Annotated in this window: 20 protein-coding genes, 1 tRNA gene and 3 pseudogenes; 20 read left to right on the top strand and 4 right to left on the bottom strand. The window is 59.1% G+C overall.

Annotated features, from left to right (window positions below; genetic code table 11):
* Positions 1–13: 13 nt before the first annotated feature.
* The 10 genes and pseudogenes from ABIB06_RS10020 to ABIB06_RS09975 all read left to right on the top strand — a co-directional run bounded on the left by ABIB06_RS10020 (position 14) and on the right by ABIB06_RS09975 (position 9,166).
* On the top strand, positions 14–1,570 hold the full coding sequence (locus tag ABIB06_RS10020; RefSeq protein WP_247309634.1) for a winged helix-turn-helix domain-containing protein: 1,557 nt from the start codon (positions 14–16) through the stop codon (positions 1,568–1,570).
* Between the two features lie 103 nt (positions 1,571–1,673).
* Positions 1,674–1,928 carry a hypothetical protein gene (locus ABIB06_RS10015; RefSeq protein WP_354049445.1) on the top strand — a complete coding sequence of 85 codons (255 nt, stop codon included), beginning with the start codon at positions 1,674–1,676 and terminating at the stop codon, positions 1,926–1,928.
* 210 nt (positions 1,929–2,138) lie between these two features.
* Complete coding sequence (locus ABIB06_RS10010) at positions 2,139–3,089, top strand: helix-turn-helix domain-containing protein (RefSeq protein WP_354049444.1); 951 nt, start codon at positions 2,139–2,141, stop codon at positions 3,087–3,089.
* A gap of 261 nt (positions 3,090–3,350) precedes the next feature.
* Positions 3,351–4,181 (top strand): alpha/beta fold hydrolase, encoded by an 831-nt coding sequence (locus tag ABIB06_RS10005; protein WP_247309637.1) that lies wholly within the window; start codon positions 3,351–3,353, stop codon positions 4,179–4,181.
* A 113-nt stretch (positions 4,182–4,294) separates the two neighbouring features.
* A complete protein-coding gene (locus ABIB06_RS10000; protein WP_354049443.1) occupies positions 4,295–4,585 on the top strand; it encodes a hypothetical protein in 291 nt (96 codons plus the stop codon).
* Between the two features lie 114 nt (positions 4,586–4,699).
* Positions 4,700–5,905, top strand: coding sequence for an NAD(P)/FAD-dependent oxidoreductase (locus ABIB06_RS09995; RefSeq protein WP_247309638.1), 1,206 nt, complete (start codon positions 4,700–4,702; stop codon positions 5,903–5,905).
* Positions 5,906–6,014: 109 nt separating this feature from the next.
* Complete coding sequence (locus ABIB06_RS09990; RefSeq protein WP_354049442.1) at positions 6,015–6,932, top strand: MBL fold metallo-hydrolase; 918 nt, start codon at positions 6,015–6,017, stop codon at positions 6,930–6,932.
* A 145-nt stretch (positions 6,933–7,077) separates the two neighbouring features.
* On the top strand, positions 7,078–7,824 hold the full coding sequence (locus ABIB06_RS09985; RefSeq protein ID WP_247309640.1) for an SDR family NAD(P)-dependent oxidoreductase: 747 nt from the start codon (positions 7,078–7,080) through the stop codon (positions 7,822–7,824).
* A 224-nt stretch (positions 7,825–8,048) separates the two neighbouring features.
* A pseudogene (locus ABIB06_RS09980) lies at positions 8,049–8,240 on the top strand (transposase); the annotation flags it as partial.
* A gap of 206 nt (positions 8,241–8,446) precedes the next feature.
* A complete protein-coding gene (locus ABIB06_RS09975; protein ID WP_247309641.1) occupies positions 8,447–9,166 on the top strand; it encodes a nitroreductase in 720 nt (239 codons plus the stop codon).
* 27 nt (positions 9,167–9,193) lie between these two features.
* Here ABIB06_RS09975 and ABIB06_RS09970 read toward each other — a convergent pair whose 3' ends face one another.
* A complete protein-coding gene (locus ABIB06_RS09970; protein ID WP_354049441.1) occupies positions 9,194–9,811 on the bottom strand; it encodes a glutathione S-transferase family protein in 618 nt (205 codons plus the stop codon).
* Between the two features lie 180 nt (positions 9,812–9,991).
* Between ABIB06_RS09970 and ABIB06_RS09965 the strand changes: the two genes are divergently transcribed.
* From ABIB06_RS09965 to ABIB06_RS09950, 4 genes are all read left to right on the top strand, one after another.
* Positions 9,992–10,948 (top strand): LysR substrate-binding domain-containing protein, encoded by a 957-nt coding sequence (locus ABIB06_RS09965; RefSeq protein ID WP_354069059.1) that lies wholly within the window; start codon positions 9,992–9,994, stop codon positions 10,946–10,948.
* Positions 10,949–11,080: 132 nt separating this feature from the next.
* Complete coding sequence (locus ABIB06_RS09960) at positions 11,081–12,247, top strand: VOC family protein (RefSeq protein ID WP_247309647.1); 1,167 nt, start codon at positions 11,081–11,083, stop codon at positions 12,245–12,247.
* A 13-nt stretch (positions 12,248–12,260) separates the two neighbouring features.
* On the top strand, positions 12,261–13,418 hold the full coding sequence (locus tag ABIB06_RS09955) for an iron-containing alcohol dehydrogenase (protein WP_354049439.1): 1,158 nt from the start codon (positions 12,261–12,263) through the stop codon (positions 13,416–13,418).
* Between the two features lie 6 nt (positions 13,419–13,424).
* Complete coding sequence (locus ABIB06_RS09950; protein WP_354049438.1) at positions 13,425–14,783, top strand: amidase; 1,359 nt, start codon at positions 13,425–13,427, stop codon at positions 14,781–14,783.
* A 411-nt stretch (positions 14,784–15,194) separates the two neighbouring features.
* Here ABIB06_RS09950 and ABIB06_RS09945 read toward each other — a convergent pair whose 3' ends face one another.
* Both ABIB06_RS09945 and ABIB06_RS09940 read right to left on the bottom strand, forming a co-directional pair.
* Positions 15,195–16,058: a tryptophan 2,3-dioxygenase gene (locus ABIB06_RS09945; protein ID WP_247309651.1), complete on the bottom strand. Its 864-nt coding sequence runs from the start codon at positions 16,056–16,058 to the stop codon at positions 15,195–15,197.
* A gap of 232 nt (positions 16,059–16,290) precedes the next feature.
* Complete coding sequence (locus ABIB06_RS09940) at positions 16,291–16,905, bottom strand: FMN-dependent NADH-azoreductase (RefSeq protein WP_354049437.1); 615 nt, start codon at positions 16,903–16,905, stop codon at positions 16,291–16,293.
* Between the two features lie 505 nt (positions 16,906–17,410).
* Here ABIB06_RS09940 and ABIB06_RS09935 point away from each other — a divergent pair.
* The 6 genes and pseudogenes from ABIB06_RS09935 to ABIB06_RS09910 all read left to right on the top strand — a co-directional run bounded on the left by ABIB06_RS09935 (position 17,411) and on the right by ABIB06_RS09910 (position 22,106).
* Complete coding sequence (locus tag ABIB06_RS09935) at positions 17,411–18,226, top strand: glutathione S-transferase family protein (protein ID WP_354069943.1); 816 nt, start codon at positions 17,411–17,413, stop codon at positions 18,224–18,226.
* A gap of 72 nt (positions 18,227–18,298) precedes the next feature.
* The gene (locus tag ABIB06_RS09930; RefSeq protein WP_354049436.1) at positions 18,299–18,790 is read left to right on the top strand and encodes an Ohr family peroxiredoxin; all 492 of its coding nucleotides are present in this window, start codon (positions 18,299–18,301) and stop codon (positions 18,788–18,790) included.
* A gap of 352 nt (positions 18,791–19,142) precedes the next feature.
* On the top strand, positions 19,143–20,132 hold the full coding sequence (locus tag ABIB06_RS09925; protein WP_354049435.1) for a glutathione S-transferase family protein: 990 nt from the start codon (positions 19,143–19,145) through the stop codon (positions 20,130–20,132).
* Between the two features lie 55 nt (positions 20,133–20,187).
* The gene (locus tag ABIB06_RS09920; RefSeq protein ID WP_502917762.1) at positions 20,188–20,496 is read left to right on the top strand and encodes an ATP-binding cassette domain-containing protein; all 309 of its coding nucleotides are present in this window, start codon (positions 20,188–20,190) and stop codon (positions 20,494–20,496) included.
* A pseudogene (locus tag ABIB06_RS09915) lies at positions 20,472–20,594 on the top strand (IS110 family transposase); the annotation flags it as partial. The gene ABIB06_RS09920 and the pseudogene ABIB06_RS09915, both read left to right, overlap by 25 nt.
* Positions 20,595–20,950: 356 nt before the next feature.
* A pseudogene (locus tag ABIB06_RS09910) lies at positions 20,951–22,106 on the top strand (IS30 family transposase).
* A gap of 225 nt (positions 22,107–22,331) precedes the next feature.
* Here ABIB06_RS09910 and ABIB06_RS09905 read toward each other — a convergent pair.
* A tRNA-Arg gene (locus tag ABIB06_RS09905) sits at positions 22,332–22,419 on the bottom strand.
* Positions 22,420–22,871: the final 452 nt, after the last annotated feature.

Below are 22,871 nucleotides of genomic sequence, written 5' to 3'. Positions count from 1 at the left end.
CAGTTCGGTATTCATGGAGACACCCTTTAATTTCGCCTTTGGGTCTTTCGCGTTCCACGCTCTAAGCCGCCGGCTGGAAAAGCAAGGCGAATTGGTGCCGCTCAACTCCCGGGCAACCGAATTGCTGTTGCTCATGCTAAGGCGAGCGGGGGAACTCGTCACCAAGGACGATCTGCTGCACGCAGTCTGGGGTGACCGGGTCGTCGCGGAGAACAACCTCACCGTACACATGGCTGCCCTTCGCCGCGTGCTCCGCGACGGGGGGGAGGCCGACAACTACATTCGAACCGAGCATGGTCGCGGTTATCGCTTCGTTATGCCCGTCGCGGTCGCGCAGGTCGAGGGGAGCAGTGTGCCCAACGGATCGACGGTTCACGTCGGCAGGCCGCTGGAATCCCGAGGCATTTCCATTCTGATCACACCCGTCCAAAGCCTGCTCGACGACGAGCATTCTCAATCGCTTGGAGTCGAGGTCAGGCGGCATCTCATGGTGCAGCTCTCGCGCGTGCCCGATGCGGTGGTCATCGGCGGGGGCGACGCCCGCTATGTCCTGCGCACGTCCATCCGGCCAGTGGAGGGCGCGGTCCAGGTCATTGCCATGATCGATGATGCCGCCACCGGAGCGACCATCTGGGCGGATCGGTTCCAGCACCAGCACATCGGCCTCAGCCCGATGGAGGGAGAGATCTCAGGCCGGCTGGCGCGCGCGGTGAGCATGGAGCTAGTGGACCGGGAAGCCGCCCAGGGCCCATCCGAAGAGGCGTCGCACACCGCTGGCGCGCAGCACAGCGCCTTGCGCGGTTGGAGCGCCCTAAATCGCGAGCTGTGGGTCCCCCAGGATCTCGCCGAGGCACGGCGATGGTTCGACCGCGCGCTCCTCGCCGATCCATCGAACGCGTCGGCTCTGGCGGGGTCGGCCTACGCGATTGTCGCAGAGAACATAAGGGCCACCGCGCAAAGTCGTGATCTTGCGGATCGTGACGAACTGCGGCAAGCCGACGAACTGGCGACGCGGGCGGTCGCGCGAGCACCGGACTGGCCTCGAGCCTGGTTTTGCCGTGGCTACGTGCGGGAGTGTCAGCGCCGCTTCGACGCGGCGCTGATCGCCTTCGGTCGGGCCTTGTCGCTCGATCCCTGTGACGCCGAGGCCCTTGCCTATACCGGCCATGTCCATTTCCTGATGGGCCGTCTTGAGGAAATGCGGGCACCAATCCAGCATGCGATTGCGCTTAGTCCGCGCGACCGCGGCGTCGGCCTGTGGCATCATTTCCTGGGCCAATACGACTTTTGGCATGGGCGCGACGAGCTCGCAATTCCGTATTTCGTGCGAGCCACCGACCTTGCTCCGAGCTTGGTCTATTGTGCGACTTTTCTCGCTGCCTCGCTTGCCCTTGCGGGCCGGATCGAGGAGGGACGAAGGTCGCTCGATTCATGGTGCGAGGCGATGGGGGGCTACCGCCTCACGATCGACAGTCTGCGCGCGCGGGTTTTCTCCGACGATCCCACCTACCTCGCCGGGCATGAGCGACACTACCGTGGCCTGCGTCTCATCGGGGTCGCGGAGCGCTGATGTGACAGGCAGGTCCGGCGATTAGCGAGATTTAGGAAGCCCGCCAACGACATTGGCGGGACTTCCCCGGTAGAACGTCGGGCATGTCCAGCGCCAAGGATCAATGCCTATGCCGATGCAGACAAATGCACTCTCCGCTTCGTCCGCGTGGTCGGCCGCCACTGCCCATCGTCCAGCAAAGGCCGACCTCGAAACGGATCTGGCGATTTGCCAGTCGATCATCACCGCACACGGCGGCCGCATCCCGGATTCGAACCGTCCGAACGGCGGCACCCATTTTCGCTTCACGCTGCAAGTTCCAACGATCGTCGGCCTCGATCCTCGCGCCGGCGAATTCGTTCGCGAGAAACATTCGTAGGCTTCCGACTCGCTTACGCGATTCTGCGCGATGGCCCGCTCCCACCGGTACTTTCCCAAGGTACAGGTCAATCTATCCGCCGAACCTGCCAGACCAGATCCGAGGCACGATTCCGTCAGGCGGAGCTTGTCGTCATTGTCGGAGCACAGAGGCAGCCGTGTCGCGCCTGATTGGTTCTAACGTCTGGCGCTGCAACGTGAGCACAAGTCGATGAGCAAACAAATCTTGCGTGATCCCTCGGAAAACCCGACAGCCGCGTCCGAGACGCACTCCGACAGTGAGCCAAATGCCCAGCGCCGTTCCGCCGATGCGGAGATGGCACGCGTGCTCCACACCCAACCGCTGCGGCTGGCTTCAGACCCATCCAGCGGCACGATCGCCCACTGGCAACATGACCCGTTGCACGACGTCGTCGAACCCATGACAGATCACGTCATCATGGCTTACAACGGCTCGATGCAGCGCGTGGAGCGGCGGTCAGGAAGATCGGTTGCGATTGGAACGTTTCGTCCCGGCGTTGTGATCGTCATTCCGCAAGGATCTAGCTCCCGATGGGATATTCCGAAGCCCGTTGATGTGGTTCAGCTCTATCTTCCTCCGACAACACTCAAGCGCATTGCCGACGAAGCCAACACCGCTACACCGATCGATCTGCTGGAGCGAACGGGGCATCCTGATCCCATTACATCCCGATTGCTCCTGAGCGCGTCCGCTTCCCTGGAAGGCAATGGAGCCCTGGATGCGCTGTTCAGGCATCAGCTGACGGACCTGCTGGCCACCCGCGTGCTGGCTGCGCATACCGGTTCGCCGACCACGATCCAGCCGACCATGGGTGGGCTTTCGCCGAAGGTCATGCTCCGCGCTATCGAACGGTTGCGCTCGGACAGCGATGCGGACGTCTCTCTCGCAGCGCTGGCCTCGGATGCCGGTCTGTCGCGCTTCCACTTCTGCCGCGCCTTCAAGGATAGTACCGGGCTCTCGCCTCATGCCTGGCTGCGCCAGTACCGGATCGAGCAGGCCATGAACATGCTGCGCGACACTGACGAGTCAGTGGTCTCGGTCGCAGTGGCGCTTGGCTATTCCTCGCAAACCGCCTTCGCCGCGGCGTTCAGGAAGCTGACCGGCGAAACGCCGACCGATTGGCGGAGGCGCGTGCGGTAGCAGCAATCTCTCTGCAGGTAAGGCAATCGCTCTGGCGCGGTTACGGGTTCGGGTCGTTAGAACTTCGCTATGGCTACGCCAATTACCAACGGAGACAAATCAATGGCCTGGACCAACTCAATCAGCCGGCTTGCGAACACATCGCGACGCAAAGTCCTGGCAACCGCGCTCATGTATGGAGCTTCAATGACCGTTCGCTCCTCTTCGGCGGCAGGCGAGGAAACAAAACTTACGAAGTACTTTCCCGAAAGGAACGACCCCATGACCACCGTCGCGACCAAGGATGGCGTCCAGATCTTCTACAAGGATTGGGGCCCGAAGACCGCCCAGCCGATCGTCTTTCATCACGGCTGGCCACTTAGTTCCGACGACTGGGATGCGCAGATGCTCTTCTTCGTTGGCAAGGGCTATCGCGTCATCGCGCATGATCGCCGCGGTCATGGTCGTTCGAGCCAGGTGAGCGACGGGCACGACATGGATCACTACGCAGCCGATGTCGCGGCTGTCGTCGAGCATCTCGATCTTCGCAATGCCGTTCACGTCGGCCATTCCACCGGCGGCGGCGAGGCCGCGCGCTACGTCGCGCGTTATGGCAAGGACCGCGTGGCCAAGCTGGTACTGATTGCTGCCGTGCCGCCGCTGATGCTGAAGACAGATACCAATCCCGGCGGCTTGCCTATTGAAGCGTTCGACGGTTTGCGCAACCAGCTTGCCGCCAACAGATCGCAGTTCTATCTCGATTTCGCCAGCGGCCCCTTCTACGGATACAACCGCCCGGGCGGCAAGGTATCGCAGGCGATCGTCTGGAACTGGTGGCGCCAGGGCATGATGGGCAGCGCCAAGGCGCACCACGACGGCATCAAGGCATTTTCGGAGACCGACTTCAGCGAAGACCTGAAGAGCATCACGGTGCCGACGCTCGTCCTGCACGGTGATGACGATCAGATCGTACCTGTCGCCGACTCCGCCCCCCTTTCAGCGAAATTGCTGAAGAACTGCAAACTCAAAATCCACGAGAAGCTGCCGCACGGCATGTGCACGACCCATGCCGACCTCGTCAACGCTGAACTGCTCGCGTTCATGGCGACCTAGTGCATCGCGTTACCAGCAATTGCTCTGCAAGCGCAGCAATCGCTCTGGGGCAGCTGCAGTACTGATGAGCTAGATCATCAACATGTCCACGTGAACGACCGACGAGGCAAACAATGGCCCGGGAAAACTTCATCAGCAAGCTTGCAATCACACCGCGACGAAGAGTCGTCACTTCCGCAGTCATTTACGGGCTTTCGTTGGCCGTTCGCTTCACCTCGGCAACGGGCGAAGAGTTGGAGATTCCTGCGCAATCTCCTCAAAGGGCGCATCCCATGATTTCCATCATGACCAGGATTGACACCCGGCTCCCCTATCAGGACTGGGGCCCGAAGTCCGCGCAGCCGGTTGTCTTTCGTCGCGGCTGGTCGTCGGGTTCGGCAACGCCCGGCTGCCCCCTTCCGTAAGAGCCGGCACTTTCGTTTCACGTCTTCGTGTCGTCGTCGATCGCTGCCTCCAATGAGGAGCAGCGGCGGTGAAGCGCGGACTTTCGAGAAGTTCAAACCAAAGGAGAACATCACATGCGACTGGTCATCATAGGCGCCGGCTTCGCCGGCATGTACGCCGCACTTTCCGCAGCCCGCCTGCGCGACATCCAGGGTGTTTCGCCCGAGGAGTTCGAGATCGCGTTGGTTGCACCGGAGCCGACGCTGGTGGTCCGCCCGCGGCTCTATGAGCCGAAGCCCGAAACCCTGACGGCGCCGCTGCTGGATGTCCTCAAGGCGATTGACGCTGTCTATGTGCAAGGCAGCGCCGAGACGATCGACACCAAATCCGGCATGGTACAAGTCGCTACCGCCAAGGGCATGCGAAAGACGCTCTCCTACGATCGGCTGGTCGTGGCCACCGGCAGTAAGCTGTTCCGCCCGAATATTCCGGGCCTCGCCGAGCACGGTTTTAGCGTCGACTCACTCGATGATGCGATCGCCCTCGACAAGCATCTGCACAACCTGGCGAAACGGCCGGCGGTGAATGGGCGTGACACGGTCGTGGTGGCCGGCGGCGGTTTCACCGGCATCGAGGCTGCCACCGAGATGCCTTCACGACTGCGCGAAGTCCTCGGCAAGGATGCCAAGACGCGCGTCATCATCGTCGACCGCAACAGCGCGATCGCTCCCGACATGGGCGAAGGCCCCCGCCCCGTCATCGAGGACGCCTTGCGCAAACTCGGGGTGGAGACCCGGCTCGGCGTCGGTGTCGCTTCGCTCGACAAATCCGGCGTCACGCTTTCCAACGGCCAACACATCGAAACCGAGACCGTGATCTGGGCGGCCGGTATTCGCGCCGCGCCGTTGACCCAGCAGATCCCCGCCGAGCGCGACAATTTCGGCCGGCTGCTGGTCGACCGCGATTTGCGCGTGCCGTCGGTGCCCGGCGTCTTCGCCACCGGCGATGCCGCTCGCGCGGCGAGCGACGATGTCGGCAACTACGCGCTGATGTCGTGCCAGCACGCCACACGGATGGGCGCCTTCGCCGGCAACAACGCCGCCGCCGAACTGCTCGGCGTTCCGACCAAGCGCTATCACCAGAAGGCCTACGTCACCTGTCTCGATCTCGGCGAAGCCGGCGCTCTGTTCACGCGCGGCTGGGAGCGCAAGGTGGAGATGGTCGGCGACGTCGCCAAGAAGACGAAGCAGGAGATCAACACCGTCTGGATCTATCCGCCAAAGGCCGAGCGCGCCGCGGCGCTTGCGTCGGCCGATCCGGAGCGCGTGACCAACCTCTAGACGCCCCAAGCGATGGCGGGCCGCGCTCCCCTGGCTGCGCGGCCTGCTCAACCAAGACCAGCCAGAACCAAGACAACCAGGCGCCTTTACCATGAAACAGGAGACGAACATGAACCTGCATAACACCTCATACCCCGTTACATCGGGACCCGAAGAGCTCGTTCCGTCGCGCTACGCGCTGAAGGTCGGCGACATTGACGTGCTGGTGGTCAGCGATGGCGTGCTGCCGCTCCCAACGCAAATGTTGGGACACAACGCCGACCCGGCCGACCGCGCGGCCTGGCTGAAAGACATGTTCCTGCCGCAGGACGCGTTCGACTGGGCGCTGAACGTGGTCGTAGTGCGTAGCGGCAGCAAGACCATCCTCATTGACGCTGGACTAGGGTCCGATCCGGACTTGAACTTGCCGCGGGCCGGCCAGTTGATCAAGCGACTGGAGGCCGCCGGCATCGATCTTGGGTCCGTGACCGACCTGGTGTTGACCCACATGCACATGGACCACATTGGCGGGCTGCTCGTCGAGGGGGTGAAGGAGCGACTGCGTAAAGACCTGCGGATCCACGTGGCGGCCGCCGAGGTCAAGTTCTGGGAGTCGCCCGATTTCTCCCACACCTCCATGCCGCAGGGTTTCCCGGATGCGCTTCGGTCGGCCGCCAAGCGGTTCGTGAGCGAGTACGGGAGCGACCTGCGGACGTTCGATGAGGAGCACGAGATTGCGCCGGGCGTGGTCGCCCGTCGCACCGGCGGTCACACCCCCGGGCACAGCGTGGTCCGCGTGGCGTCCGGCGGCGACGGGCTGACGTTCGCCGGCGACGCAGTGTTTACTGTGGGGTTCGAGCAGCCCGACTGGCACAACGGTTTCGAACACGACCCCGAAGAGGCGGCGCGCATTCGGGTCCGTCTTTTGCGGGAGCTGGCCAAGAGCGGCGAGATGCTGGTGGCCACTCACCTGCCGTTCCCGTCCATCGGCCGGGTGGCAGCCGACGGCGACGTCTTCCGTTTCGTACCGGTCTTCTGGGACTACTGATCGCTCGTTGGGTCAGGCCCGAACCAGGGCGCGTATGAATTCGCGCCCTGGTTCAATACCTCGCAACCACTGAGCCGCTGAAACCGAAGCGGTCGCTTATGCCCGCTTTGACCAACTTCGAACCTTACAGATGAGGCGAACCAACATGCAAAACGAAAAAGTCATGATCATAACGGGCGGCAGCTCTGGCATCGGTCGGGCGGCCGCGCTCCGTTTTGCCAACCAGGGCAACAAGGTGCTCATCACCGGCCGCCGCGCCGGCCCCGTCGAGCAAACGGCGGCGGAGCATAAGAATATCGCGGGCATCGTTGCGAATACCGCCTCTGCTGAAGACGCCAGGCGGACCATCGCCACGGCGGTCGACAATTGGGGCCGAGTGGATGCGCTCGTCAACAACGCCGGCGCGGGCGCCATCCTTCCGTTATCGGATGCGACAGCCGATCGGATCACAGACATCTTTTCCGTCAATGTGCTCGGTCCGAGCCTGCTGGCCCGCGCCGCCCTTCCTCACCTGAAGGCGACGCAGGGCACCATCATCAACATCTCCTCGACCTTCGGTCACCGGCCGGCGGCAGGACTATCGCACTACGCCGCCAGCAAGGCGGCGCTGGAACACCTGACCCGCTGCTGGGCGCTCGAACTCGCGCCGCTCGGAATAAGGGTGAATGCGGTCGCGGCCGGGCCCACGGAATCCGGCGCCTTGACCGGGATGATGGGGCTATCTGCGGAACAGGCAGAAGCCGTCAAGGAAGACGAGCGTGCACGGATTCCGCTCGGTCGGCGCGGCGTTCCCGACGACATCGCGGAATGGATTGTCCAGCTTGCGGGCCCCGCCTCGCAATGGCTGACGGGCCAGGTCCTCGCCGTCGATGGCGGCTTGGGACTGGCCTAGTTTCCGCGCCGCCAATTGTTCGGGCGAGTTAGTCGGGGCGCCCAAAGCTGCGGTGAGCCAAAGCCTGTTGTCTGTAAGGGGTCGTTCGCTACAGGGGCGAACGAGTGGCAAGTCGAGCCATATCCGTGGGTAAATTCAGAGCACTAGTGACTGCGCCTTGGTCATGGCGAGTTGATGGCGCTGTTGGAGAAGTGATTCAATGTCCGAAACCCGGGCCTCGAATCATGCGCTGCGAACTTGGCGACTATGAATGGACCGCGACCAAGCCGATGCTGCCCAACAAGTCGCGCGGCGTTCGGCGGGTAAATGACGGTCGAGTGCTCAATGGCATCTTTTGGGTTCTGCGCTCGGGTTCGCCATGGCGCGACCTGCCGCCGACCTACGGTCCGCGCACCATCTGTTACAATCGCTTCGTTATGCAGGCTCCGTGCTGGTGCACTCGGACGACCGAGCTGTCGATCAACTGCACCGCCGACTCGGTTTCTGCATCTGCCGCTTTCCGCATCGTTCGAATTTGTCGAACGATGAGTCCGAAGTTGGCCGACTTCCCTAAACGGCCGCTGAACTCCGAAAATGGGTCATACGGCCATTCGGTCATGGTTCAAAACATGCGGGGGATGCAATGACGCTAGAACTTCAGCGGCAAGAGCCGACGGGTGACGAAAATTCTTTCTACATCGACGAAATCATTAGATGTCGTCGAGCGAAACGCGGCTTTACAAACCAGCCAGTTCCTATCGAAGTCGTCAGAGACATTCTTTCGATCGCCAAGCTTGCCCCGAGTTCGAGTAATACGCAACCGTGGAAGTGTTACGTATTGACTGGCAACGCTCGCGAGCGGGTGGTTGCGGCTGCGGTGCAGAATTTCAATGACAACCATGACAAACTGGCTCCTGAGTATCCATTCTTCCCTGACCCTCTTCACGAGCCATATTTGTCGTGGTTCACGAAGTTTCGGGGTCAGCTGGGTGACGCGCAAGGCGTGGAGAGAAGCGACAAGGAAGGCCGGCGCCGCGATGTAGCAAGGCAATTCAAGTTCTTCGGCGCTCCTGTCGGTCTCATTTTCACGATGGACCGGCGACTGGTCCCTGCAAGCTTCATCTGTTACGGCGGTTTCCTTCAAACCATCATGTTGGCCGCTCAGGGCCGAGGACTTGATACGCTTGCTCAACAAATTTGGTCGCTGCAATACCCGGTGCTGCGCAAGGAGCTCGGGATTCCTGAGACTGATATGGTCGTATGCGGAATGTGCATTGGTTACGCAGACGAGGGCCTGCCAGAGAACAACATGACGCTTGATAAGTTCGGACCGGAGACGTTCGCGACATTTCTCGATGCCTAGAACTTCTCGCTGAGGACTGGGTGCGTGTTATCTTGGAGAAGTCTCCTTCACGATAAGCGGTACCCAGCCTTCGGTCGATCGCACGTTGTCCAACCATCTGAGAATTCCGGGATATCGTTCCATCAGGTATCCGCCCTCGGCAGCCAGGGATACGTAGGCGAACACCGCAATGTCGGCGATTGTGTAGCCATTGCCCACCAGCCAGTTTCGATTCTCGATCCAGCTCTCGAGCTTGTCTAGAGCATCGTAGCCATCCTTTTGTCGGTAAGCGATTTCTTCCCGCATTTGGGATGCCAGTCCGCGAAGATTGTAAACGCGGGGCACGGCAATGGCTTTCTGGAGATCGGCCTGTTCGAAGAACAGCCAGGTGAGGACCTCCATGCGCGCGTACTGATCGTCGAGGAGAAAACGCGTTCCTTCGGCCAGGTGCATCAATATGGCGCCGGACTCAACGATGGAATGGCCGTCGGCCAATACCAAGGTCGGGACTCTCGCGAAGCGGCTGATTTTTACGAAATCCGGTTGTTGGTTATCGCCTCGAAGCAAGTCCAGAGTAACGCGCTCGTACTTGAGGTTCAGTTGGGAAAGCAGGATTCGAACTTTCCAGCAATTTCCAGATAAGAGGCTATCGTAAAGACGAAGCATGGCTCACTCCAACGATCGTCAGCTCAAGACAGAATACGGGCTGCTGGCGTCGTGGTTCAAGCGGAAAGGCTTTGCCTGTTGTGGTAATAACGGCGGGCGCTTAGAATTTCGAAAGCCGACTTGGAAGTCCAAAGTTGTGAATCGTAGATTTGTCAGCCTGAGGTATAATCATTTTACATCATGCTTGATCTCAAGGACGTCTTCTATTTTGTCCAGGTGGTTGACAGAGGAGGCTTTACCTCTGCGAGTAGATCGTTGGGACTGCCGAAGTCCACCTTGAGCAATCGGGTAAGAGACCTCGAGGGCACTCTGGGCGTGACGTTACTTAACCGGACATCGCGCCGATTTGGCATGACCGAGGTAGGAACGCAGTTCTATCACTACGCTCAGACATTGCTGCAGACAGCGGAGGTAGCCGAGGAAGCGGTGCGCCAGCGGGCAACTGAGCCCAGCGGTGTCATCAGAATGACGACGGCCGTCGAAATCGCCCAGTTCGCGTTGAAGGATCTGATACCGATATTCCTCAAGAAACATCCGAAGGTTCAGATCGTAGAGATCACCACAGATGCCCTGATTGATATCGTCGCCGATGGCTTCGACCTGGCTCTGCGCGGCCATACCTCGCCCTTGCAGAATTCGTCCCTCGTCCAGCGGGCTATCGCGCGCGCACCATGGTACTTGTTCGCCGGACCGGAATATTTGGACGCCAGAGGCGCCCCAGCGACTCCTGAGGAAATCGCCCAACATGATACAATCTCGATAGCGAGGACGGGTTCATCCAATCTGGTACTGACTGGACCGAACGGCCGCAGGTGCATTGTGCAGACGACGCCTCGCTTACAGAGCAACAATCTTGTTGCGCTAAAGGAGTCGGCATGTGCCAACCTGGGCATTGCAGCACTACCAGGGTACATTTGCCGAGACGAACTTGCTGCAGGAAAGCTGAAGCAGATATTGCCGCGTTGGATTGCGGCAGACGCACGCGTCTCGGCCCTCATCCCGTATAAGCGGGGCCTTCTTCCAGCAGTAAGGTCCTTGGTCGATTTCCTCGCGTTTGAGATACCGCGTGTGACCGCGTTTGAGCCTGTTTCGACGGAAGACGTGCACGCGAAAGCATCGAGCAAGCCGCTGACTTAAGCGTTTGCGTGGTCGTCCACCAAATTGAACGCTGCGTCCTCCGTTACGCATCTTCAAGATTCTCGACAATGCTGCCAAGCTTCGCGATGGATGGAGACGCCGCTTCAGCGGCTCATAATCGCGAGGGTTACGATGAACAAAATGACTATCGGCGGCGTCAACAACCAAGTGTTCGTCGCCGCAAATCTCGGCAGAATTGAGCACTTCTATTCGACGCTTCTAGGTCTGCCGGTCGTGAAGCGGACCGTCCATCATTTGGATCCGCGATTGCCGGTCGTTTCCTTCGGGTTCAATGCATTCAAGGGCGAGCGGAAGCGTGGTCACACCATCAGTTACATCGAGTGGAATCCAATTTTCTATATGATGCCGCAAGCCGGATTCGTGGATTCAAAAACGGCAGCCGCCGGAGTTACGTCGCCGCGGGTCGGAGACCCAAAGGGGCGTTGGGGGGCCGGTACGAACCATCATTTGGCGCTTCATGTTCCAACAAGAAACGGTCTCTTGAAGTGGAAGCGGAGACTTACCGACCTGGGTATTCACGTTACGGGGCCCTACAACCGTAACTACTTTCACGCGATCTACCTCCGTGATCCCGATGGTGCCATCATCGAAATCGCGACCAGCGAACCCGGGTTCGGGCACGATGAAACTATTCTTGGGTCTGGGTTCCGGTCTCAGCCGAAGGAGAACCTGATTGGCGGTCGCGACGAGGTGCTAACGGCAGCCGAGACCTGGCCGCGTCCGGTCCCGTCGGTCACTGATGACTTTGCGCTGCGTGGTTTCCACCACATCACGTCGATCTCGTCGAACGCCGAGCGGACCGAAAAGTTCTTCGTCGAAACGGTCGGACTTCGATTGATCAAAAAGACCGACTATTTGGATGAGCGCGGAGGCACGCATTACTACTACGCATGCGACGATGATCTCTCGCCTGGCTCGGTCTTGACCTTCTTTGGGCTACCTGGATACGCCGTGGGACATCTAGGCACGGGCTTATCGCATCACTTTTCTCTAGAAGTGGAGAACGAAGCAGCCATTGCTCATGAGCACGAGCGCCTAAAACGGGCTGACGTGAAGGTCTCGGACGTTTATGACTGTCTCTACAGCAAACTGTTCTACTTCCGAGATCCTGATGGGCACATTTGCGCTCTTTCTACGCCGACGCAACTGACGATCGATGAACCCGTCGAGGAACTCGGGACCAAGCTCTGTTTGGCGCCGGATTTGGAAGATCGTCGCATTGAGATAGAGCGCAACATAGCATTGCGCCCAGCTCCTGTGCCGCTTCCTCAGAATTAAAGGGGCCGGCACCGTGCTGAAGTCAGCCCAGCTTCGCTCCGAGCGCGCAATCAACGGGGGGGTCCTGCAGTGCTTACCGCAGGAAACCCTGCGGTGGGGACCGGGAGTCGTCGATGCGGCCCTTCGGCAGCTGGCTGAAGAGGGCCTTGAGCGGCCCATGATTTTTACGGTTGAGCCGCTGCTGCGCTCTGCCGATCGCGTCATTCTTCCGCACCTTCGCGACGTCTCCGGTATCCTCTCCGATTTTCCGCCTCATGCGCCCGATACTGCGATCGAGAGTGCGCTCGACCGGTGCATCCTGGCGGGCGCCCGATCAATAGTCGCCTACGGCGGCGGTTCGGTTCTGGATGCCGCCAAAGCCGTTTCTCATTTTCATTCGCTTCGCCAGGGCCGCCATCTGCCGATTGTCGCACTGCCGACCACGCTCTCCGGATCCGAGTTCTCTCACTATTTCGGTGTCACGGAGACGTCGGGGCCACGACCGTTCAAGCGAAGTTACGCTGAGCGCGCTGCTGTCCCGAAGATCGTACTGATGGATCCCAGTCTGCTTATCAACACACCCCGCGCGTTGCTTTTATCGTCCGCTATCAAAGGGCTCGACCACGCCATCGAGGGCATGCGACAGGTCGATCTCGACCATCCCCACTCAATCATGGCTGCCGCCGGGGCGAACAAGTTCTTTGACGTACTGCAACGTTGGCCAGCCGATCTGGAGACCGACGAAGCCGTTCAAAGCGGTGCGGTTCATCTGGGCGATTTGCTTCAGCTTCAACTGGCCGCGTGGCAATGCTATTTCTATCCGGCATCCGTCATCTACGGGCTCAGTCATCGGATCGGGCACATCCTGGGTGGAACGTTTGGATTTCCTCACAGCGTCACCTCCTGCATAACGCTCGCACCGGTCATCCGAAGTTGTGATGCGCGGTATGGCCATAAGCTTAAGGTGTTCAATGCGCCTGGAGAGGTCAATCCGGGGCCGGCGCTTGCTGCGAGAATAGAGAACCTCGTGTCGCACCTTGGACTTCCAAATCGGCTAAGGTCATTTGAGATAGGGCTCTCTACCCTTCCCGAGATCGCGGATCTGTTGCGAACAAACTACGAGGGAGAGGTGTCCGATCTTGGAGATGACGCTGATAGCAAGCTGGATACCCTGCTAAGAAGCTTATGGTAACCGCGGATGACATCGCCATCCATCGCAGAGATGCTCGACGGACTTAAGTCGGGCGCAACGACATCGTGCCAACTCGTTCGGGTGGCGCTTGACAAGGCAAAGCGTTGCGCAGCCGAGTTGAATGCCTTTGCGGCTATTGATGAAAACGCGGTGTCTCTCGCAGGCGAGAGCGACCAGCGATACGCGAGCGGATTGGCAAGAGATCTCGAGGGTGTCCCGATCGTCGTAAAGGACGTCATCGATACCGCTGGTATCGAGACGCGCTATGGATCGGCCGCCTACATCGGTAACGTGCCGAGAGCAGACGCAACGGTGGTCCGTCGTTTGCGGCACGCCGGCGCGATCATTCTTGGCAAGACAACCACACACGAATTTGCCTGGGGCGTCACCACATCGAGCGACGCGTTTGGCAATACGCTCAATCCGGCCGATCTGACGCGAGTTCCAGGGGGATCAAGCGGAGGATCGGCCGTTGCGGTTGCTTACGGCGTGGTTCCGGCGAGTATCGGCACGGATACCGGAGGCTCCGTTCGAATTCCGGCCGCACTTTGCGGCGTGGTGGGGTTAAAGCCAACGTACGGCGTTCTGCCGACCGAGGGAGTGTTCCCACTCGCTCCCACGCTTGATCATGTAGGTCTCATTTGCCAAAAGGCCGAAGATCTCATCATTCTGGCCCGCGCTTTAGGCATGAACGTGTCGCAGGATGATTCCTGGCGCAACGCCAAGGTGAAGCGAACGATTGGCATCCTTGAGGTGCCAAGCGATGTTCCGGTGGACCCGTGCATTGCGAATGACTTTTCAGCGCTCATTGAGATGTTGCGGCGTGATCACAACATTGTAGAGGTCAAGACACGCCTCGACGAGGCCTATTCCATTTTTGCCAACCTGGTGCTGGCAGAGGGAGGTATGATCCATTTTTCACGCAGCCCCTCGAAGCTAATCGGCGAAAGCTACGGTAGGGAGACAGCTGCCAGACTTGAGCGCGCGCGCGGGCTCAGCATCGATGATTTCGCAAGGGCCCAAGAGGCAAGGCACAGATTTTCATCGAGGATTGCTTCCCTTTTTGAACAAATCGAGCTTCTCCTGTTGCCTACGTGCCCATGTCCTGCGCCCCTGATTGGAGCGGACGATGTTCGGATTGGGGCGTGGAGCGGTGACGTCCGTAAGGCGCTAATGACCTATACGGCGCCTTTCAATCTTGTTGGGTATCCCGCAGCGACTTTGCCATTGCCAAGAAGGGCTGATGCTCTACCCGCCGGCCTGCAGATCGTGGGCCGCAGCGGAAGGGATCACGATGTCGTCAATGCTGCCGTACAGCTTCAGGAACTCGCCATCCAGCTCGAATACGGCCGTACAGCCAGTTAAAATCGATTGACCGCGTAAGGTGGCGGGCGATCGATGTTTCGGCGCGACCAGCGGAGCGATGTTCATCTACTTGGGTCGAAAACACACACCGGGCTTGGGCTCTCCAATGAATTCAACTCCAGCCTCCTCCAGCGCGCGTCGTGAGCATTGATGGCGCCTGTCATTCTCTCAATCCGGCGGATGGTTGGGACGCCGACGCCGGCTGCAACAGCCAGCTGAAGCTGCTGCCATCCAATCGGTCAACGCCCAGCCTTGATTTGGCGCGCCCAACTAAGCATTCTCTCACTCCGTACCTGTTATTGATCCTGTGCACGAAAGCGAAAAGCAAATGCAGGAACGCCGCGCCCGGGGGGAGGGGGCTTGAAGGGAAGCGCCACCGTAGCCGCCCCCAACTCATGCGATCGCGAAAGGTCACTCCTTGGCTTTGCCCACGGGGCAGCCCGTCGGAGGATCGCCCATAAACGTCCTGGCAGAAAAGAGTTCTGGGAATGGGATCTCCTCGAGAGTTGGCGTCAACCACTCAATTCCAGACGTGCCGAAATAGGCATTGCGAGATCCCAGGGTGCGTCGGGTCAGCATCAGGTGGCGATATTTCCAGGTTGTGAACTCCTCGGCAATATCGGCAAGCGTCTCGCCCAGGTTCTTAATCTCAGGTCGCTCGTCGTACCCGATCTTCCAAGCGCTTTCGACCTCGTGACTAGGTTTGTAAGGTTGAGCGAAGTCACGCTCGAACTGAGCCTGGGGAACGGGGAGCCGTTCACGATGCAGGAAGGCCAGCACGTCGTCGTAGACGCTCGGCGCGCTAAGGGCCTCGTTCAGCTGCTGCCATCTGCGCGGCTGCGGCTTAAAGTGTTCCAAATGCTCCCGTTGCTTGATCCCAAACAGATAGACCATGTGCCTGTAAGTCCAGCCTTGCAGCGCGGTGTCGCGGCCAAATGTGGCTCCGGCCGCGCCAAGCATCGGAAGCAGGTCGGACGGAGTAATCCATGACAGGGAACGCCACGTGGCGTTTAGTGGTTCATGCGCGTCGACTACCCTCCGCAATGCTTGCTGGGCCTTTGCAAGATCATTCTGTCTCAGGCTGTTTTGAGCAGCCTGAAGTTCACGGACAATGAGCGCCCAGTAGAGCTCCATTACCTGACAGTTGACGATGAATGAGTACTCTCCCGGATGATCGCTCACCGTCCGTTGGAGTGCATGCAGAGATTCTGTCTGCAGCCACATGCTATACGGTGTTTGTTCAAATCTGTCTTTCTCGGTGATCTGGACGCTCATTGTGTTGGTCCTCCATCTTGCAAAAGTGTCGTTACTGGTTAGAACTCTGAAGCTACTGGGCGTTACTGGCTTGACGCGCTTGATGCGCGTAGCTCGAGGTGCGAAGGCGGAGAGAGCGTCCTGGTTTGCACCGATGCTGGCGGAAAGTCAGCATCCCAAGACATCGGGTCCATCTCGGAAAAGTGCGATCCAAGAGCGTTCGGAGATTCCAAATGATCCGCACTCCCCTCAGCTATGCTGCGGCCGCGGATATTTCGGTCTCGAGCCGCTTGGCAAAATCCGCGAGCGTTGTTTCGCCTTGATCGACAGTGAGAGTCTTGACTGCCAGAACAATGTTGACGTCGGTAATGCCGACAAACCCAAGTATCTGCTTCAGATAGGAGCTTGCCACGTTGGCTGAAGCGAACGGAGCTCCAGGAGAGAAGTCGCCGCCGGTGGTAAGGATCACGGTCGCTTGTTTGCCCTTCAGCATGCCTTCATAGGTGGTTGAGACTGTAACGCCGACACGCACGATCTGATCGATGTAAGCTTTGAGGAGTGCCGGAATCGAGAAATTGTACATTGGTGTGCCGATCACGATGTGATCAGCAGCCTTTAGTTCTTCGATGAGGGTGTCGGAGGTCGTCAAGACCGCAGCGACGTCGGGCGAATGCGTGTCGGGTGGGGTAAATGCAGCGCCAATCCACGGAAGGTCGACGAACTGTAGATTCGATCGCGCAAGGTCGCGAGTGCGAATGGAAGCATCCGGATGTAGGCGGGTCCATTTCTCGACAAACTGGGCGGTCAACGCGCGGGAAGTCGAATGTTCAAAGCGTGGGCTGGCTTCAATTACCAAGAGACAGGTCATGTCTTTGCTCCAGAGTTGTTAAGAAATCGGCCGCCGAAATTGACTTCGCAGCTGATGAACCCCCAGACGTAAATGCAGCGCGGGCAGGGCGAGAAGCTGCGCGTTGTCGAACGCATCGTTCCACAAACTGGAACGATCACCGCGATGATCCCCTTCTTGTTCAGCGAAAGCATCGTCCGACACTTTGAACGCATAGTTCGAAAAAAGACGGCTTCAGGTCGGGCAGTCCGTGGCTAATTTGGCTACACAAATGCATGGGCAAGGCTCGAACATTCAGGAAGCGCGATGACCACTGATGTCGGAACGTCGGCCAGTACCTTGGCCGAGCAAGCGAGGAACACTGCAATCGGGGATTCTGAGCGGAGGGCCATCGTCTCGAGCGGTAGCGCATATCCAAAGCCGAGAGACTGGCAGTCACCGAGCCCACGCCTCGAGCTGTTTCACTTCACCATGTCGATCTGCTCTCAGAAGATCCGCGGGGCCCTATTCCAGATTGGCGCCCCATTTGCCAGCAGCGAAACTGATCATCATGCCACCGTTCAGCGAGAACTATTCGGCGGAATATGTGAAGCTTCGGATGACGTCCGCGATTGCGCGTAGCCGATCATTCGTGAAGGGCTATTCTGGGAGTTCGAGCGTCGAGAACGAGGGCTTTGACCCGCTGGCGGTGCCCACGCTCGTTGATCATAAAAAGGGAAAGGTCGTTGCGGACTCACGCTTGATCGCCGCGTATCTCGACATCTTGAGCGGAGGGGCGCTGGTCCCGCTGCAGTGGCAGAACAGGGTTTGGAATGAAATAGCAATTGTCGACGCAATACCACATGCTGGCCTGTTCTACGGCGCAAATCCGGACGGCGACGACCGACCTGCAGAGATCCGCGCGGGAATGCTGGATGCGCATAACAAGAAGATTGAACTGGTCCGCAAACGTTTGGAGCACTTGCCTGTTGAATCCGTTCTTCGCGAGGCGTACAGGCACAAGATCGTAAAGGAGGAAGCAGGGCGTGCATTTATATCGCAACCGTCGAATATGCGCGGCATCATCGAGTCAACTGGCAGCACTATCGCGCAATTGGACCAACGATTGGCCGAGAGCAAGGACGAGTGGTTGATTCCGGATTGCTTTTCCCTGGCTGATATTTTCTGGGGCGTAAGTCTGTTTCGGCTTCTCTATCTTGGTTACGATTGGATGTGGAAGGAACGCTCAAGAGTGTCCGAATACGCGGAAAGACTTTTTGCGTCGCCGGCGATTCAAAATGGCGTAATCAATTGGCCTGGTCATCCGCCCGGCGTGCGCATCGAACGCTTCAGGAAGCGGTAGGATTTGGACCTGTCTTGCGCCAAGAGGCCGCTCTCGCGACCAAAACCGTATTTAGCGATGGGAATAAGTGACATGAGCCCGATTCAAGCGCCGCCGATCAGTCTTCTTGATAAATACACCGGTGACAGCGTTTTCCCGCTGTATACGGCCAGAGTTGCCTTGACAGGTGGTGACGCGCGCCACGGACGTGCTTCGGGTATAGCCAAGTCCGATGATGGCGCGCTGTGTGTTGATCTTCGCCTTCCCAAAGAACTAGGCGGGACCGGTGGCGGAACCAATCCCGAGCAACTCCTTGCCGCGGGCTTTGCCGCCTGCTTTCATGGAGCGCTCAATTTGATTGCTTCAAAGAGCAAGATCTCCATACGAGAGTCTTCCATCCAAGTGAGCGTAACGTTCGGCAGGGATCCCGCAGATGGGTTGTTTCTGCTCAGGGTCGATACGGAGGTTAGCCTTCCTGGCGCTGATCACTCGATTGCTCACGAGTCGATCAAGGAGACCGAGCGGGTATGTCCCTACTCAAAGATGCTTCGGAAGGGTTGCGAGAACACAGTCTGGCTGACGTAGAGTCGTTGGACGGCTGCTCTTGGCTTTCCCGGTCCAACCGGTGACTTGAGCCAGAGTACCGTCTAGCGATACCCTTGGCATTTCGATCTGGAAGGATCGAGGACGTGATGTTTCCCATCTCGCAGCGTCATAGCCATTATGTGTTTGGGGTCGTCCAGTCGGGAATGACGTCCCTCATCGCTGCTGCGCTGCGAGCATTTCATCTCTGTCGACGGGTCATTTCCTTTGGATTTGGTTGGCATCGCGGGCTGCGATGTCACCACTGGTCCTTCTGGCCGCGCCAGCAATAAAGCTCCTGTCTCTCGTTCTTACAAGAGATGAACCCGCGAGCTGATCACACTAGGAGGACGGTATGGGGTTGTTGGTCGAGGGTGAATGGCGCGACGCTTGGTATGACACCGACGCGACCGGCGGCTTCTTTATTCGGAAAGACGCGGCCTTCCGCAACTGGATTACCGCCGACGGAAGTCCCGGCCCGAGCGGTGTCGGCGGATTCACGGCCGAGGCCGGTCGATATCACCTCTACGTCAGCCTTGCTTGTCCTTGGGCCCATCGGACACTGATCATGCGAGTGCTCAAAGGCCTTGAAGGCAAGATCTCCGTATCTGTCGTGCATTGGCTGATGGCCGAGCGCGGCTGGAGCTTCGTAGAGGGTCCGGGAGTGATACCGGACTATGTGAACGGGGCAAAATTTCTGCATCAGATCTACACGATGGCCAACAGGTACTATACCGGTACAGCGACTGTGCCAGTGCTCTGGGACAAGCAACGAGGCACTGTCGTCAGCAACGAATCGTCCGAAATCATTCGCATGATGAACTCAGCGTTCGATCGCCTCGGTGCGAGACCGGGCGACTTCTATCCAAGTCAGCTTCGGAAAGAGATCGATGCAGTGAACGCCAGAGTTTATGACACCCTCAACAATGGTGTCTACAAGGCCGGATTGGCGACCACGCAAGCTGCCTATGACGAAGCCGTTGTTCCGCTGTTCGAGACATTGGATTGGCTCGAAGAGCGTTTAGCGGATAGCCGCTTCCTTTTCGGCGCTCGTTTGACCGAGGCGGACATCCGACTCTTCGTAACGCTGATCAGGTTTGACGCCGTCTATCTTGGTCATTTCAAGTGCAACATTCGGTCTGTAGCAGACTATCTCAATCTCTCCGGGTACCTCCGCGATATTTATCAATGGCCAGGCATCGCACCGACTGTGAATTGTGAGCATATCAAGCGTCACTACTATCAGAGCCACCGCACCATAAATCCCACGGGTATCGTTCCGGCTGGCCCTCTGCGTGATTTTCGCGCGGCGCACGGGCGCGAACGGTTGTCGGCCGATAAATAGCCCTGCACGACGGTGGCGCTAGTGGCTGGCGCGGCCTGCGCGCGTTCTGGACGGCGTGACACTCGACCTGTCGCGTGGCCTGACCGTGGCCATCATCGGCCGGAGCGGATCCGGCAAGAGCACGCTGCTGCGTTGCATCGCAGGACTCGAGACGATCCAGGCCGGCAAGATCGAAATTTGCGGACACGAAGTCGGCCGACCCGGCAAGGCCGCACAGGCGCACTTGCGCCACGATGTCGGCATGGTTTTTTCAAGGCTACAACCTATTCCCGCATCTCACAGTGGAGCGGAATATCACGTTGGCGCTGACCTTGGTGAAAAAGCAGCCAAGGGACGCGGCTCGCCAACCTGCCGCCGTGCTTGATCGGTATGGAAGCCGGCGTCGCCGCACATCACCTCAGTCGCAGGCTCCAAATGCTTGGCCACGACGCCCGCCTGATGCCAGCGAAATACGTGCGCCCCTAAAGGAGGCGAGAATGCGGTAGATGCCACCACCTTGAATGTCGCGGCGCACCGATTGGAAAACTTGATTCACGACCGCCGGGCGATACTCGCGAACGGAACCGCCGTCGTTCTCAGCGGGTAGGCACTCTCAAGCCCGCCACGGAATCGGCGCGGACGTTTAAGACGCAGAAAGGCGCACCTGACCGGCACCGGCAACAGCGGCGCAAACATCCTGTCCCCACCGCCGCTCAACAGCGGAGAAATCTTTCAAGATCAGGCTTGCGGACCATTTCAAGACCGAGTGACCACTTCTGGCGGCGGGCTCAATTGGTCGGCGCAACACTCTAATCTTCTAGCAAAGATGGAGTGTGGACATGAAACAGCGGCGTCGCATTTATTACTCGGCCGCTCAGCGGTCCGAAATCTGGGATCGCTGGCAAGCCGGCGAGCCAATGAGTTCGATCGGGCGCCGGTTTGACCGGGAGTCCTCTTCTGTCTTCTCCGTGATCTCGCCAACGGGTGGCATCCGCCCTCCGGATAGGTGCCGAGCCAAACAGGCGCTCAGCCTTTCTGAACGAGAAGAGATCTCTCGATGGCTCAGCATGCGCTGCTCGTTGCGGTCGATCGCGCGCCACTTGGGGCGATCTCCGTCCACCATCAGCCGTGAGGTCCAGCGCAATGGCGGGGCGGATCGCTATCGCGCGGCCGGGTCAGGCCGCTTGGGATCGGGCGCGGCGTCCAAAGCTTTGCAAGCTGGCTTGCCGTCCGTTCCTGAGGCGGACAGTATCGACCTTGCTGCGGCGGCAGTGGTCACCGGAGCAGATTGCCGGCTGGCTAAAACGCACATATCCGGTGGAGCCTCAAAAGCAGGTGTCACACGAGACGATCTATCGCAGCCTTTTCATTCAGGCGCGCGGCGTGCTGAAAAAGGAGCTTCTTGAGCACCTGAGGGCGAGGCGCACGGTCCGTCGATCCCGGCACGCCAGCATGAAGCGGAACGGGCTCGGCCAGATCAAGAACGCCGTATCCATCAGTGAACGACCGCCGTCGATCGAGGATCGCGCGGTCCCCGGCCATTGGGAAGGCGATCTGATCGGTGGGTCGAGAAATAGCTATATTGCAACGCTTGTCGAACGCCATTCTCGCTACGTGATGCTGGTCAAGGTTGCTAACAAGGACACCGAAAGCGTCGTCTCGGCGCTGATCAAGCAATCGCAGCGATTGCCTGGCGAGCTTTATCGGTCGTTGACCTGGGACAGAGGCAAAGAGCTTGCCGACCATCAGCGCCTGACATTGGCCACCGAGGTCGAGATCTATTTTTGTGACCCTCGGTCTCCCTGGCAGCGCGGCTCAAACGAAAACACCAACAGATTACTGCGCCAGTATCTTCCGCGCGGCACCGATCTGTCTTTGCACAGCCAAGCCAAGCTCAGTGCCATCGCGAGGCAGCTCAATGAAAGGCCGAGAAAGACCTTGCTCTATCAGACGCCGGCTGAGAAGTTCGCAGAATGTGTTGCAGCGATCAGTTGAACCCGCTACGAAGCGGTCGTCGTGGATGTTAGATTTCGCTAGCTCCTGCAAACTCGGCCTAGTCTAGTCCGAACAACTTCCTCTCGATGGACTGGACCGACCTACATTGCGAGCGCCAATTCAAGGGCGTGCAGAAATTTTCTCCCAATTGCTTACTCACGCGAATGAAACAGAACTGAAGACTCAGGATGAGTCTGCATATCGCGTTGTAAAACAAAGAAAAGCTGGCGCGCCCGACACGATTCGAACGTGTGACCTTTGCCTTCGGAGGGCAGGGCTCTATGCCGCTGGCGCTTAGGGAAGGGAGCCACGCCCGACTTGGTGCCAGCTTGGGCTCCGCGTTGAAAGTCACTTATAGGCAGGAAATGCACCTAGTTTCTTTACCCATCTCGGCAAGTCATTGAAATCGCGAGAAATGCGACCGCCCTCCGGACGCACCAAAGACCTTCTATTCTCGGCCATCGTCGCGACTTTTTCGCGTCGCCCATAAGCAGAAAACACTCTTGTTTCGTGCCGAGCTTTTCCCGGTTTGCCTGCGCGATCTGACGCGCCGGCATCTCGGATCGGTCCAACCGAACATCATCATCATCTGACTCTCGGGGTAGTCGCGTAGGCCTCGGCCCGCGCCTTGCGCACGCCGCCTGCGAGTGCAGGAACTGCCGTGGTTTGGATGCGTTTGAGGGACAAGACGAATCCATTCCGTCCGTCACGCTCTGGCGGAATTGCCTGTTGATCGAGGTGACGGCACGGCGCCGCCCACGGCGG

Origin of the sequence: Bradyrhizobium sp. LB8.2, from assembly GCF_040548035.1 — a bacterium.
Classification (GTDB): Bacteria; Pseudomonadota; Alphaproteobacteria; order Rhizobiales; family Xanthobacteraceae; genus Bradyrhizobium.
This window is presented reverse-complemented; position numbering and strand designations above follow the sequence as displayed.

Excerpts from the sequence above, each read along its gene's own strand:
- ABIB06_RS10020 (WP_247309634.1), top strand. The coding sequence starts at position 14 with ATGGAGACACCCTTTAATTTCGCCTTTGGGTCTTTCGCGTTCCACGCT.
- ABIB06_RS10015 (WP_354049445.1), top strand. The coding sequence starts at position 1,674 with ATGCCTATGCCGATGCAGACAAATGCACTCTCCGCTTCGTCCGCGTGG.
- ABIB06_RS10010 (WP_354049444.1), top strand. The coding sequence starts at position 2,139 with ATGAGCAAACAAATCTTGCGTGATCCCTCGGAAAACCCGACAGCCGCG.
- ABIB06_RS10005 (WP_247309637.1), top strand. The coding sequence starts at position 3,351 with ATGACCACCGTCGCGACCAAGGATGGCGTCCAGATCTTCTACAAGGAT.
- ABIB06_RS10000 (WP_354049443.1), top strand. The coding sequence starts at position 4,295 with ATGGCCCGGGAAAACTTCATCAGCAAGCTTGCAATCACACCGCGACGA.
- ABIB06_RS09995 (WP_247309638.1), top strand. The coding sequence starts at position 4,700 with ATGCGACTGGTCATCATAGGCGCCGGCTTCGCCGGCATGTACGCCGCA.
- ABIB06_RS09990 (WP_354049442.1), top strand. The coding sequence starts at position 6,015 with ATGAACCTGCATAACACCTCATACCCCGTTACATCGGGACCCGAAGAG.
- ABIB06_RS09985 (WP_247309640.1), top strand. The coding sequence starts at position 7,078 with ATGCAAAACGAAAAAGTCATGATCATAACGGGCGGCAGCTCTGGCATC.
- ABIB06_RS09975 (WP_247309641.1), top strand. The coding sequence starts at position 8,447 with ATGACGCTAGAACTTCAGCGGCAAGAGCCGACGGGTGACGAAAATTCT.
- ABIB06_RS09970 (WP_354049441.1), bottom strand. The coding sequence starts at position 9,811 with ATGCTTCGTCTTTACGATAGCCTCTTATCTGGAAATTGCTGGAAAGTT.
- ABIB06_RS09965 (WP_354069059.1), top strand. The coding sequence starts at position 9,992 with ATGCTTGATCTCAAGGACGTCTTCTATTTTGTCCAGGTGGTTGACAGA.
- ABIB06_RS09960 (WP_247309647.1), top strand. The coding sequence starts at position 11,081 with ATGAACAAAATGACTATCGGCGGCGTCAACAACCAAGTGTTCGTCGCC.
- ABIB06_RS09950 (WP_354049438.1), top strand. The coding sequence starts at position 13,425 with ATGACATCGCCATCCATCGCAGAGATGCTCGACGGACTTAAGTCGGGC.
- ABIB06_RS09945 (WP_247309651.1), bottom strand. The coding sequence starts at position 16,058 with ATGAGCGTCCAGATCACCGAGAAAGACAGATTTGAACAAACACCGTAT.
- ABIB06_RS09940 (WP_354049437.1), bottom strand. The coding sequence starts at position 16,905 with ATGACCTGTCTCTTGGTAATTGAAGCCAGCCCACGCTTTGAACATTCG.
- ABIB06_RS09930 (WP_354049436.1), top strand. The coding sequence starts at position 18,299 with ATGAGCCCGATTCAAGCGCCGCCGATCAGTCTTCTTGATAAATACACC.
- ABIB06_RS09925 (WP_354049435.1), top strand. The coding sequence starts at position 19,143 with ATGGGGTTGTTGGTCGAGGGTGAATGGCGCGACGCTTGGTATGACACC.